Annotated in this window: 10 protein-coding genes, 1 tRNA gene and 1 other RNA gene; 7 read left to right on the forward strand and 5 right to left on the reverse strand. The window is 67.8% G+C overall.

The window, feature by feature from the left end; translation table 11 throughout:
- Positions 1–219: 219 nt before the first annotated feature.
- The 5 genes from ACZ4M8_RS18030 to ffs form a co-directional block, all read right to left on the reverse strand.
- Positions 220–882, reverse strand: a complete 663-nt coding sequence (locus tag ACZ4M8_RS18030; protein ID WP_467608355.1) for a DUF5063 domain-containing protein — start codon at positions 880–882, stop codon at positions 220–222.
- The gene (gene recR, locus ACZ4M8_RS18035; RefSeq protein ID WP_030285547.1) at positions 875–1,474 is read right to left on the reverse strand and encodes a recombination mediator RecR; all 600 of its coding nucleotides are present in this window, start codon (positions 1,472–1,474) and stop codon (positions 875–877) included. Before recR ends, ACZ4M8_RS18030 begins: the two co-directional genes overlap by 8 nt.
- Positions 1,475–1,559: 85 nt before the next feature.
- Complete coding sequence (locus ACZ4M8_RS18040) at positions 1,560–1,910, reverse strand: YbaB/EbfC family nucleoid-associated protein (protein ID WP_467608358.1); 351 nt, start codon at positions 1,908–1,910, stop codon at positions 1,560–1,562.
- A 613-nt stretch (positions 1,911–2,523) separates the two neighbouring features.
- A complete protein-coding gene (locus tag ACZ4M8_RS18045; protein WP_467608361.1) occupies positions 2,524–4,947 on the reverse strand; it encodes a DNA polymerase III subunit gamma and tau in 2,424 nt (807 codons plus the stop codon).
- A 44-nt stretch (positions 4,948–4,991) separates the two neighbouring features.
- Positions 4,992–5,090: signal recognition particle sRNA small type (ffs, locus tag ACZ4M8_RS18050), an RNA gene on the reverse strand.
- Between the two features lie 131 nt (positions 5,091–5,221).
- On the opposite strand from ffs, the gene ACZ4M8_RS18055 reads away from it, so the two are divergent.
- From ACZ4M8_RS18055 to ACZ4M8_RS18085, 7 genes are all read left to right on the forward strand, one after another.
- A tRNA-Ser gene (locus tag ACZ4M8_RS18055) sits at positions 5,222–5,309 on the forward strand.
- Positions 5,310–5,855: 546 nt separating this feature from the next.
- Positions 5,856–6,434, forward strand: coding sequence for an RNA polymerase sigma factor (locus ACZ4M8_RS18060; RefSeq protein WP_467608363.1), 579 nt, complete (start codon positions 5,856–5,858; stop codon positions 6,432–6,434).
- On the forward strand, positions 6,434–7,471 hold the full coding sequence (locus ACZ4M8_RS18065; protein WP_467608366.1) for a hypothetical protein: 1,038 nt from the start codon (positions 6,434–6,436) through the stop codon (positions 7,469–7,471). Before ACZ4M8_RS18060 ends, ACZ4M8_RS18065 begins: the two co-directional genes overlap by 1 nt.
- 39 nt (positions 7,472–7,510) lie before the next feature.
- On the forward strand, positions 7,511–8,650 hold the full coding sequence (locus ACZ4M8_RS18070) for a hypothetical protein (RefSeq protein ID WP_467608368.1): 1,140 nt from the start codon (positions 7,511–7,513) through the stop codon (positions 8,648–8,650).
- A 64-nt stretch (positions 8,651–8,714) separates the two neighbouring features.
- Positions 8,715–8,888 (forward strand): hypothetical protein, encoded by a 174-nt coding sequence (locus ACZ4M8_RS18075; RefSeq protein WP_467608371.1) that lies wholly within the window; start codon positions 8,715–8,717, stop codon positions 8,886–8,888.
- A 713-nt stretch (positions 8,889–9,601) separates the two neighbouring features.
- Positions 9,602–10,957 (forward strand): hypothetical protein, encoded by a 1,356-nt coding sequence (locus ACZ4M8_RS18080; protein WP_467608373.1) that lies wholly within the window; start codon positions 9,602–9,604, stop codon positions 10,955–10,957.
- A 610-nt stretch (positions 10,958–11,567) separates the two neighbouring features.
- A complete protein-coding gene (locus tag ACZ4M8_RS18085; protein ID WP_467608376.1) occupies positions 11,568–12,359 on the forward strand; it encodes an SAVMC3_10250 family protein in 792 nt (263 codons plus the stop codon).
- The last annotated feature ends 4 nt before the right edge of the window (positions 12,360–12,363 follow it).

Consider the following 12,363-nt stretch of genomic DNA (forward strand, 5'->3'; position numbering starts at 1 on the left):
CGCCCGCTCGGCCAGCACATGCCCGCTCCAGCACGGAGCACACGGGAACGTAAGCCAGGTCACACACCGCCACCGCCGCACCGCGTACGGTTCCCGCCACCTCGGAAACGTCCCGCGCGCCCCTTCGGCACCGCCCCGCCCACCGGCCCCGGACCACGCCCGCCGGAGGCTGCGCCACCGCTCCGCCCGGCCCGTACGCGACGGCCGGGCGCAGCGGCCTCATCCCCGGCGGATGCCCAGCGGCCCGGCGATCTCCGCCGCCATGACCTTGCCCGCCTCCTCGGCGAGGCGCTCCTCGTCGCCGCCCGCGTCGCTGTCGGTGTCCAGCCCGTCGAGCGCGTCCAGTGGCTGATCCAGCCGGACGTGGGCGACCAGCGACTGCAGTGCGCGCAGCGCCGCCGACGCGGTCGGACCCCAGTTGGTCAGGTAGGAGAACTGCCACCACCACAGCGCCTCGCTGACCCGGCCCGCGCGGTAGTGCGCGAGCCCGTGCCGCAGGTCGGTGACGATGTCCGCGAGGTCGTCGGAGATCCGGCAGGCCACCGGCTCGCTGCGCGGCACGTACGGATCGAAGACCTCGGAGTACACGTCGACCGGGTCGAGGAGGCGGGCGAACTGCTCGCGCAGCTCGTCGGCGTCCGGCTCCGGGCCGCTGTCCGGTTCGTAGCGCTCGTCCGGGACGATGTCCTCGTGGGCGCCGAGGCGTCCGCCGGTCAGCAGCAGCTGGGAGATCTCCAGCAGCAGGAACGGCACCGCGCTGTCCGGTTCGTCGCCCTTGGCGACCTCGGTCACCGCGACGATGAAGCTCTCGATCGAGTCGGAGATCGATACGGCGAAGTCGTCGGGGTTCTGCGTCGCGTTGTGCAGCGTGGCATCAGACATCGAGAAGTCTTCTCCCTTCGAAGGCCCGCCCGAGCGTGACCTCGTCGGCATACTCCAGGTCGCCCCCGACCGGCAGTCCGCTCGCCAGTCGCGTCACCTTCAGCCCCATGGGCTTGATCATGCGCGCCAGATACGTGGCGGTGGCCTCGCCCTCCAGATTCGGGTCGGTGGCCAGAATCAGCTCGGTGACGGTGCCGTCGGCGAGCCTGGCCAGCAACTCCCGGATCCGCAGATCGTCCGGCCCGACGCCCTCGATCGGGCTGATCGCCCCGCCGAGCACGTGGTACCGGCCGCGGAACTCCCGCGTCCGCTCGATCGCCACGACGTCCTTGGGCTCCTCCACGACGCAGATGACCGCCGGATCACGGCGTGGGTCCAGGCAGACCCGGCACTGCTCCTCCTGCGCGACGTTGCCGCACACGCTGCAGAACCGGACCTTCGCCTTGACCTCCATCAGCGCGTTCGCGAGCCGGCGGACATCGGTCGGCTCGGCCTGCAGAACATGGAAGGCGATCCGCTGCGCGCTCTTGGGACCGACGCCGGGCAGCCTGCCCAGCTCGTCGATCAGATCCTGAACCACGCCTTCGTACACGGAACGTCTTCTCTCTCTTCTGCCCTGCTCAGTACGCTAGTTGGCCACCGCCGGAAAGGGGAGACCGCGGTCGTCCCCCGGGCCCTCAGAAGGGCAGGCCGGGGATACCGCCGCCGCCCAGGCCCTGCGCCAGCGGGCCGAGCTTGCTCTGCTGGAGCTGCTGGGCGCCGGCGTTCGCGTCCCGTACGGCCGCGAGCACCAGGTCGGCGAGGGTCTCGGCGGTCTCCTGCGCGGAGTCCACATCGACCGCCTTCGGATCGATGACCAGGCTCTGCAGCTCACCGGAGCCGGTCACCGTCGCCTTGACGAGGCCGCCGCCCGCCGACCCCTCGACGGGCGTCTCCGCCAGCTCCTGCTGGGCGGCCGCAAGGTCCTGCTGCATCTTCTGGGCCTGCTGAAGCAGCTGCTGCATATTGGGCTGACCACCGGGGATCACGACGTGACTCCTGCCGTACGACAACGATTGGTGCGGTAGCCCGAGCCTACGTGCTTCCCCCGGCCCGCGCCTTACGCCGTACGGACGAGCCGCCGCACACCCGGCCGCCGCGTCCCGCACCCCATCCTCCCTCTCCGGGGTGAACGCCGCCGGTCCCCCCGGCCACCCGCGGCGGTACGCGGGGAGACCGGGCGGACGGACGTCCCGCTTCCGGGGTCCGTACCGGTACCACGGGTACCGGTACGGGCCGTCGGCGACGTCACCGGCCGCGGGGCCACTGTCACGGGTACGCGCGAGGGCGCCGACGCCTCCTGGCGGTCGTCGATGCGCTGCTCGGCGCCTGCCGCAGGTACGCGGCCGAGCGTCCCGGGCGGGCGGACCGGCAGGGCAGCGGCCTGTGGCCGGCCCGGCGGAGCGAAACGGCGTCGGGCGTCGGCGGGGTACTGCCTTGAGGCGCGGAGAGCGGGCGGTGCGGAGCGGAGAGCGAGCCCGGCAGCGCCGCGATGCCGAGGGAGGCGGCGCGGGCGGCCGGGAGCGGGCCCAGCCGCAGGGCGCTCCCGGGGGAGGCGGCCAACGGCGGCCCGGCCGAGCGCCGCCCCACCCTCCGCCGGGGTCACTCGTTGTTGAACTCCTCCACCACCGTCGCGCCCAGCTCCCGGACGATGAGGTCGTGGCCGCTCAGGGCGGAGTCGACGAGATCCGGGTCGTCCTCCTCCGGCATGTCGTACTCGACGGCCATCGGCGGCTCGGGGGACGCCTCGGGCTCCGGGGCGCGGCCGTCCGGACCACCGGACGCGGGCGGCGCCACGGCCTCCCGGGCCATCCGCGCGCCCGAGCTGCCGCCGGAGGGGCCGCCTCCGGCCGCCGGGCCGCCCTGCGACGGTGCGGGCGACGGCGGGCCGGACTGTGCGGGACCGCCGTAGCCACCACCTTGACCTGCGCCGTAACCGCTCCCCTGGCCGCCGAAGCCGCCACCGCCACCGCCACGAGCGGCGCCGGCCGGCGGGTTGGCGCCGCCCGACGGGTCGACGATGGCCTCCACCCGCCACTGCACATGGAATGTCTCGGCGAGCACCTCCTTGAGCACGTCCTCGCTGCCGCCGTTGGCGAAGCTGTCGCGCGCTCCGGCGTTGGGGAAGCCGATCTGGAGGGTGGTGCCGTCGAAGCCGGAGACCTGGGCGTTCTGGCTGAGCAGGATCCAGGTGAAACGCCGGCGGCCCTTGACCGCGTCCAGGATCTGCGGCCACATCTGCCGCACCTGCGCCGCGCCCTGCCCGCCCCCGGCGGGGGCCTGCGGTGCGGGCGCCTGCGCGGCGGGCTGCTGCGGGGCCGCCGCCGGAGCGGACGGACGCGCCCCCTGCCCCGGAGCAGCGGCCGACGGCCACCCCCCGGGCCGCCGTCCGGCACCGTCCTGACCTGCGCCACCGCTCCCGGGCCAGGCACCGGGCCGCGCGGGGCCGCCCTCGGCGGGCGCGGGGCTCCCGGTCGGTTCCTGCGCGCCGGTCGTCGGGCCGCTGCCGGGCGCCGCGGCTCCGGGCCAGGCACCGGCCGGACGCGGCTGTTCCGCGGCCCGCTCGGCCGCGTGCGATCCGCTCCGCGGGACCGCGCCCTCCGCCGGCCCGGCGGCCGGGGGCGCCTCCGCCGGCTGGGGAGCCACGGGCGCGGCTGCGGGCCGGCCGGCCGCGGGAGCGCCGGGGCCGCCGCCGGTCGCGCCACGTACCGCCGCCCGCGCCGCCGCCGGGCCCGCGGGACCTGCGGGCGGCCCCACCGGATGGGCCTCCGGTCCCGGCACGTACCCGACCGCGGGGCCCCCGCCGTCGATCACCGGGGCACCGCCGCCCGCGAACGCGGCCCCGCCCCCGGCGGGCCCCGCCGCGCCGACACCACGCTCCAGCCGGTCCAGCCTGCTCTGCACGGACCGCTCGTCGTCGTACGCCGCGGGCAGCAGCACCCGGGCGCAGATCAGCTCCAGCTGGAGGCGCGGCGAGGTGGCGCCGCGCATCTCGGTCAGGCCGGTGTTGACCAGGTCGGCGGCGCGGCTCAGCTCGGCGGCGCCGAACACCGACGCCTGGGCCGTCATCCGCTCCACGACATCCGCGGGCGCGTCGATCAGCCCCTTCTCCCCCGCGTCCGGCACCGCGGCGAGAATGACCAGGTCACGCAGGCGTTCCAGCAGATCGGCGACGAACCGGCGCGGGTCGTTGCCCCCCTCGATCACCCGGTCGACGACCTCGAAGGCCGCGGCGCCGTCCCCGGCCGCGAACGCCTCCACGATCGCGTCCAGCAGCGATCCGTCCGTGTATCCGAGCAGCGCCGTCGCCATGGCGTACGTCACACCGTCGTCACCGGCCCCGGCGAGCAGCTGGTCCATGACGGACATCGAGTCCCGCACCGAACCGGCACCGGCGCGCACCACCAGCGGCAGCACACCGTCCTCGACCGGCGCGGACTCCTGCCGGCACACCTCGGAGAGGTAGTCGCGCAGCGTCCCGGGCGGCACCAGGCGGAAGGGGTAGTGGTGGGTACGCGAGCGGATCGTCCCGATGACCTTCTCGGGCTCCGTCGTCGCGAAGATGAACTTCAGATGCTCCGGCGGCTCCTCGACCACCTTCAGCAGGGCGTTGAACCCCGCCGAGGTGACCATGTGCGCCTCGTCGATGATGTAGATCTTGTACCGGCTGGACGCGGGCCCGAAGAACGCCTTCTCCCGCAGGTCACGGGCATCGTCCACACCGCCGTGCGAGGCGGCGTCGATCTCGATGACGTCGATCGACCCCCGGCCGTTGCGCGCCAGGTCCACACAGGACTGGCAGGTGCCGCACGGCGTCGGGGTGGGGCCTTCCTCACAGTTCAGACAGCGCGCCAGGATGCGCGCACTGGTCGTCTTGCCGCAGCCGCGCGGGCCGCTGAACAGGTACGCGTGGTTGACGCGGTTGTTCCGCAGGGCCTGCTGGAGCGGATCGGTCACGTGCTCTTGCCCGATGACCTGGGCGAAGGTCTCGGGTCGGTAGCGGCGGTACAGCGCGAGGGACGACACGCATACGACGATATCGGCCCCCACTGACAACCGGGCCGCCCGCAAACGCAAACGCCCCTCACGCACCCGCCAGAGCCGACCTACCCTTGCTGCCTTCCGGCCCTGGGGGAGTTCAGTCAGATAGCGCCACGTGAGGGGCTGCGCACCACAGTAGCGGATCCCCGCCCCCGAACACGACCCGCCCCCACCTGCGACTCCCTCCCGACCCCACCCGGACCCCCGCCCTCCGGATCATGGTCGCGAGCACCCCTCGACGTCTTGTATTGTTTGCGGCGGAGGATTCGCCTAGTGGCCTAGGGCGCACGCTTGGAAAGCGTGTTGGGGGCAACCCCTCACGAGTTCGAATCTCGTATCCTCCGCCAGTGCCTCACCGGGCACGATGTTGAAGGGCCCCGCTGCTTGCAGCGGGGCCCTTCGACGTTTCTCAGCACCCGTTGTCCTGGTCTTTGTCCACGAAGGCGGTCCCCAGGGGCCCTGGATCGCTGTTCTGACCTTCCGGGCCACTTCCTTCCTTCAGCAGGTGGCCCAGCACACCGAGCTAGCACAAAACCCGCCTGGCCAGCAGAAGGTACGTGTTCGCGGTTCACGCACTGAGCTTCCTCAGCCTCCTACTTATTGACGGGCCACTGGAGGCCCGCCTATCTCAGGGAGATGCTTGTGGAAGCGCCTACGGCAGCCATCGTGATCGTTTCAGTCGCCATCACAGAACTGTGTGTCACCTGCAGGCTCTGGATGCGGCTCCGACGAGACGAGCGGGGCGACCAGGCCCAGTACGAGCACGCGCTTGCGATTGCCCAGCTCCTGTCGTCGTCCGACAACCTCGAGTTTGGGGAACATGACATTGACGAAAGAGGCCAGAGCATCAGGTTGTTGTCCACTTCCCGTCCCAGGCAAGCGAACGGCATCGCGTGAACCGGCGTGACCCAGCCGAGGAGACCGGCCACACAACTGCCAACGGTCGGCCGTTCAGCAAGGCAGTCGACGAGGACAGTCATCACACCCGTCGCTCGGTGGACCAAGAGTTCTCGGCCTTCTACCGCAACACGATCGACAAGCTCGTCGGCTTCCTGATCCACCAGGGAGCCTCTCTGCCGGTGGCGGCCGACATCGCACAGGATGCAATGACCACGGCCTACAGACGCTGGGAAGAGATCAAACAACCGTCCGCGTGGCTCCACACTGTGGCTTCGCGGGCGCTCGCACGACGCATCGCCGATATTCGTGAGGATGCCTTCGAACACGTTCCAGAACCGACGGCTCTGCTGCCTCGTCCTGAAGCCCTCGCAGAGTGGGAGGAGCATCAAGAGATTCTTCGCGTTCTCAGACAACTCCCACCACGCCAGCGTCAGGTTCTGGCTTGGACCCTCAACGGCTACAGCCCCACTGAGATCGCTGCGGAGCTCCGCATCGCACCCGAGGCGGTACGCGCCAGCCTCAAGAAGGCACGCCGCGCGGCAGCAGCCTTGGTCAGCGGAGAGGAGGAGTAGTGGCCAAGGACCGCGTTGACTCAAATGACGAGGAGCTCGACCGTGCCGTGGACCACCTGCTCGGTGGGCACACGCACGACCTGTCGGCAGCCCTCCGAAACGCACTAGATATCGAGGCCGGGCTGCGCGACGTCCTGCTGCTCTCTCAACACGACGATCTTGTTGACAGCCTCGGTGCGGTCCTCAACGTTGAAGCTGGCCTGGCTGACGTCATCGGCACTGATGCCTCACAGCAACGATGGAGGTCCGGGAAAAACAAAAGGCGCGGCGGGAAGACAGCTACCGCAACAGAACAGTGCCTCCAGATGGTCAGTCCTGAGATCCGCGTCACTCTGCGCGTCAGTCCCGATGTCGCGACTGCGGCACTGACCTTCGAGAAGGCACATCGACTCCTCTCGGGCCTGACGCAGGTCAAGCATTCCGCGCTCGGGCTGAAGGCAAGCCTGGGCCAGCGTCTCGCGTTCGCTGTGAGCAGTGAGCTTCACTCCGCCCACGAACACGCCATCGGGATCGCAGGCGACCTCGCCCACACAGGTGCTTCCCTAGCCTCGCGCGACCTGGCTCGCAGCCTTACCGTCGGCCTCGCCGGCGATCTGGACATGGCGCGAACAGCAGCGGAGACCCTCCTCCAACGCGACCCGCATTCCACGAGCCCCGCCGAGATCAGGCAGCTAGCCGACGCTCTGTCCAGAGCAGCAACTCGCAACTGCGCCCGCAGTCGGCGTCTCCTCCGGCTTTGCGCCGAGGAAGTCCGAGGCGCAGTCAGCACAGTCCTCGGTCGAGACCTGCCCCTCCTCGACGAGGAGTCAATCAGTGTGTTTCTGGACGACTTCACAACCTCGGACCTACGCGCCGCCGACCTGCTCGGTGTTGTGCTGGACGGCATTCGCTGGTCGGAGCACGGCACGCTCTGGCCTGCTTTTGTGAACGTCGAGGCCCTCAAATCCCGATCGGATGAGACGCCCCCAGGAAGCGGAAAATACACCGTGCGGAAAGGCACTGCCCCGATGCACAACACCTATGCAGGCCTGATCTGAATAGTCATACCTACCGACGTACACAGCAGGAGTTTCCCAGTGACGCACTATGCCTACGCCGTCGAGTCACATGCCCTGATGGCAACTTGGGCAACCACGAGGGGCAGGACGTCCGTCATTGTCGCCACTGCGCCCGAGACCATCACGGGCGACGAGATACTTGATCTCGCGCGAAACCTGGAACACCTCTCACAGGTAGCCTGGCGCACCTACGTCCGCCCCGCCACTGCCAGTACATCCCAGCAAGTCAACGGCGAGGGCTGGCGCCGTAGGCAGGAACGGTCCTCCTTCCTAGAAGCGCTCAAGGGCGTAACGCACCCGAATCTGCCACAAGATGGCCACCTACTCGTCAGCTACAGCCCAATCATCGAGTCGGGCCATCGCATCGGACGCACGCTCCACTCCATCGCCGATGACCAGCTCACCAAGGCTGTCCTCGCTGAGACAGAGGCCGAACTCGCCTCGGTGGAACAGGCCGAACTCGGCAATCTGGACGGCCGGGCGCGTCAAGCGGTCCTGCTCACCCGAGAAGACGTCTCACCGGTACAACTGGCTGCCGCCGACGGTCTTCTCCACGCCGACCCGTTCGGATCCTCATCGCTGCAGACCGACGTGGATCCGACCGCTGCCGCCATCGCCGCTGCCCACTGGCTCCAGGCCGCCGCGGACATCACGTCTGAGCTGGCAGGAGTCCACCCGACAGACATCGTGGTAGAAGCCGATAACATCGAAGCCCTCCCACACGAAACGCCCACTCGCGTCCTCGAACTCATCGACGAAGGAGCGTCTCCTCACGAAGCCGTGGTCACGCTCATCAGGGATGCGTTGGCCGTGGCCGAGGGGCTGATCCCCGACAGGTCCGGCCTACTCAATCAAATTGACCGGGTGGAGGAGCTAGTCGAACGGCACGCCAGCACGGACGACGTGCTGGCAGAGGAACTATGGCGGATCCGACTCACACCGCTCGATCCCCAGCGCCCAGCTCCCGACCTCTTGGAAGACCTGCTGGCCGGAATACGGGCCTGCTGGCTGCTCTTCGATGAGTACACAGAATACCCGTACTACCCCGATGACGAATGGGATGAAGCAGCGTGGGAGAAGTCGCACGACGGCATGCGTAACAAGTTCATCGACCAAGTCCGGTCGGAGGCTGCGCGGACACGCAAGCGGCTCATGTAAGCAGGCCGCAATGCGCCGCCCCAGATGTACCGACAATCACGGTGCATCTGTAGGGAGGGTCGTGATGAACCGCACCATGATCGATCTGGTACCGCCCTCCAGGAGATGCTGGAACCGGCGACGGGCACTCGTGCTCACACGGCTGCGGGCCACGGCCAGCGAAGACCCTTTCGATCTGGAGCTCGTCAAGGACGAGTGGGGCAGCATCGCAGTGCTGGGGCTGGTGAGTTCGTCGTAGCTGCAACCATCGAGCTCAAAGGACTGACGCTGCTGTGTCGAGACCGTGACTTCGAATGCGTGGCCGCTGTCAAGGGGCAGACACTCCAGTGGTCTGGGACCAATCCGGGCAAGTAGTAATTCACCGGTGCACAACACTGGCCTGAGGTTCCACTCACACCGGCTGCACCACAGGTCAGAACGCCCCCGCACACCCCAGAACCCCCGGGCGAAGACTTGGAAAGCGTGTTGGGGGCAACCCCTCACGAGTTCGAATCTCGTATCGTCCGCACTCGCCCACCAGGGCAGACGAAGGCCCGACCACTTCAGTTGTCGGGCCTTCGTCGTTGCATGGCTTCAGTTACACGGCACAGGCGGCTGTGAACTCTCGTGGAGAGGCTCCAGCTGCTCTCGGGGTGCCGTGGCGTTCTTGGCCGACGCGCTCCGGATTGCCCGGGCTGTCGTGAACGCCGAGAAACACTCCGGCGAAGTTGCCCTGCGGACGACGCCCACGTAGGCATCCTGTCTCGGGACATCCAGGCTGGTCCCCATCGGGCCTCACCACAAACGGTGCAATCAGGCTCCCCTTCCTGGACACAGGTGATCTCTCCGCAAACCAGAGGAGGAGGTGACCGAATTCAGTCCTGCGACCCCTCGTGTGCACTTGCATGCGCTCCCCTGCGCTCTTCTAGCGTCCAACGGCTCACGCCACACAACAACGACAGAGGGGCGCCGTTGAACGAGGACGAAACCAAAACCATCCCCGAGATCCTGAACGAACTGGCCACGGCCTCCAACGTTCAGGTCCGCTCGTCTCACGAACTCGCCGCCGAGGTCAGTAAGGCGGCTGCGGACGAGGACAAGAAACGTGCGGAGGACGGGCGGGGCCCGCTGCGCAGGCGCACCGACTACAGGGCTGTTCGGAATGCGCCGCAATCACTGTCGCTCACCCCTTGGCAAGTCCTGCACGCCATCGGCCTTGGCGCTGCGGCGGCCCGTCAGGGGGCCGGGCGGGGACTCGCCGAGCACTGGGGCAGCCTGCGCTACAGCCAGGCGCTGGAAGCGAACCGGGGTCGATTCCTGCAGTTGTCGTCCGAGGGACGCGACCTCCTGCGCTTCTACAAGGCCACGCAGTCCGGAGAGATCGGCACCGGCTTCGCCTCGCTGCTGGCCGAGCACATAGTCAGGTCCCGGTACCCCGACCACTCGGTTTCCGTGATCCCGGCGGACATCGCCCTGAAAGCCGGCTGGACCCTACGCAGCACTGGCGTCGGGCCTCGCCCGGAACCGTTGCAGCGGCGCCCGCATTTCTTCGTCGAAGCCTGGCAACCCGGACAGCCCTCCAAGATCTTCCTGATGTCCTCGAAGGGGACGCACAGCAGCATTCACCAGGTATACAAGCAGCTCAGCACCGCTAGCGCCCACGTGGAGTCGGTCCACATCGGGCCCTATGGCACTGTCCCCTACCTGCTCATCGGCACCGAGATCCCGGCCAAGGAAAATCTCGCCCTGCATGTTCTGGAAGCACCGGGCACAACCCTGCTCCGCCCGCCCGGCGAGAAAACGGGAGTCGACCTCGACCTTGCGCTCGAGCAGGAAGAGTTCGTGCCCGAAGTCGTACTGCCCACGGAAGGTGACGGGGCGGCCGTTCCCGGGTTCCAGATACTGCCCGGCTCCTTCGCCTGGTTCAGCATCGTGCTGGCCCGGACGGAAGCAGCCGCGCTCACCGCCTTCACCGGAGGTGGCAAACCCACCGCTCGGTACCTGACCAAGGAACAAGGGCGACGTCACTTCCAGCACGACACCCACGCCAGCACGGCCAAAATACGAGACGCGGAGCACCGCATCCACGACATCGACTTCGTCGGCACCGATCACATCTACCGCCTCAACGGCACCCGGGTAGAAGCTTTTTCCGGTCTAGAGAGAAGTCTTTACACGCATCTCCACCACGGGCACGTCAACGAGTACCGTCGCGAGGCGCACAGCTGGCGAGGAGAGTGGCCGCAGCGCAGCACAGCGAAGCACTGGAACACGGTATCGATCCGATCCGACGGGACAGTGCTGGCCATCCGCCTCCGGGACAAGTGACCGAGAAGTCGATGAAAGCTCCTGGTCCACGCTGAGGCCGGTCGGTGGAGGTGTACACAGCCGCGCAGCGCTCGTGAAAAGGTGCGGCGCGGCTGGATCTCCTCTTCGGCACGGCTCTCGATGGCTCATTCACGCCGAGCAACTTCCGTCCATGCGCGGGCGCCCCGAACGCTCCGCCGCAGATGAGTACGCCCACAGCTCCCATGCGGATCCAGGACAAAGATCTGGAAAGCATGTCGGGGGCAACCCGCCATGAGTCCAAGTCTCGCATCTTCCGCCAATGCTCTCACCTGACAATACACCGATTTTCCCCACAGATTGCTGCGAGGCCTTCGCGGTCACCTCAGCCCGCTGCCCTCCGGCGACTGCTGAAACTTGCTTCACATGAGCCTCCGATACCCTGGTTGCCAGGTAAGGCGAGTACCCCGACCACTCAGCGGCCGGGTCTTTTCTCATTTGCGATGCCGAGCACGCCGAAAAGGGACTGCTGGCGCCACCCAGCACCTTATCTGCCGCACATGAAAATCTTCTGCAAGGTAAGAGCCGACCCCAGTTCAGTGGACAGGTTTTTCGAGAAATCAACCGTAGGCAAAACTAAGTGGAGGTTCACTTGTACGATCTTGTCTATCTCTCAGAGCAGAAACTCAACGCCTGCCTTCTGGGCGCCACGGAAACCCGCTTGCCGTTTCTCAGCGGCTCATTCCAGACCCCTGCGGGGCCGGTGACCGCCCAAGCCGCTCCCGGCGCACCGGAAACCAGCACCATGGTGACAGAAGCTGCGTTGAACCGTGCAGTCAAGCGCTTGGTGCAACACCATGCTCCGTCCACTCTGAGCTCTCCTGACCTGCGCCCCAACCAGTGGATCGAATTCGAACTGGACATGGCGCTCAAGACGGCACACGAGGACAGCGGGACGGTACCGGACGATGTGGTACTGCTCGTAGGCACAACTCCAGCCCCGGATCCCGGAATGACGGACACCGGTCTGCTCTTGTGCGGATCGGTTCAGCATTTGCGTGCTCATGCGCAGTCCGCCGGCCGCTTGGGTTCTGGCACTTCCTGGCTGCACGAGTTGATCGCAGAGATCGCCCGCCGTGACGCACAGGGTGTCGGGGTAATCCCTGAGTTTCTGACGGAGATGCTGCCAAATTGGAGACGCCCCGTCGACAGCATCGAAGATGCGTGCCTCGGCGTGTACTCCTGGATGAGCCGCGAGTACCCGGCTTCTTCCCGCAGCAGGATGCGTGGCTACGCGAAGGTCCTCGTCGACACAGGCACTCAGGCGTATGCCCACCGCCTGGTCGTCGCCACGCCCCTGTACGTCGAAACCCCTCCCCAGCGTCCCGCACGGCTGAGTTGGTGGCGACGCCGAACTGCTCGGCGCAGCGTCTCCGCTACCTGAACCT

It is taken from the genome of Streptomyces sp. NPDC027185, assembly GCF_055567035.1.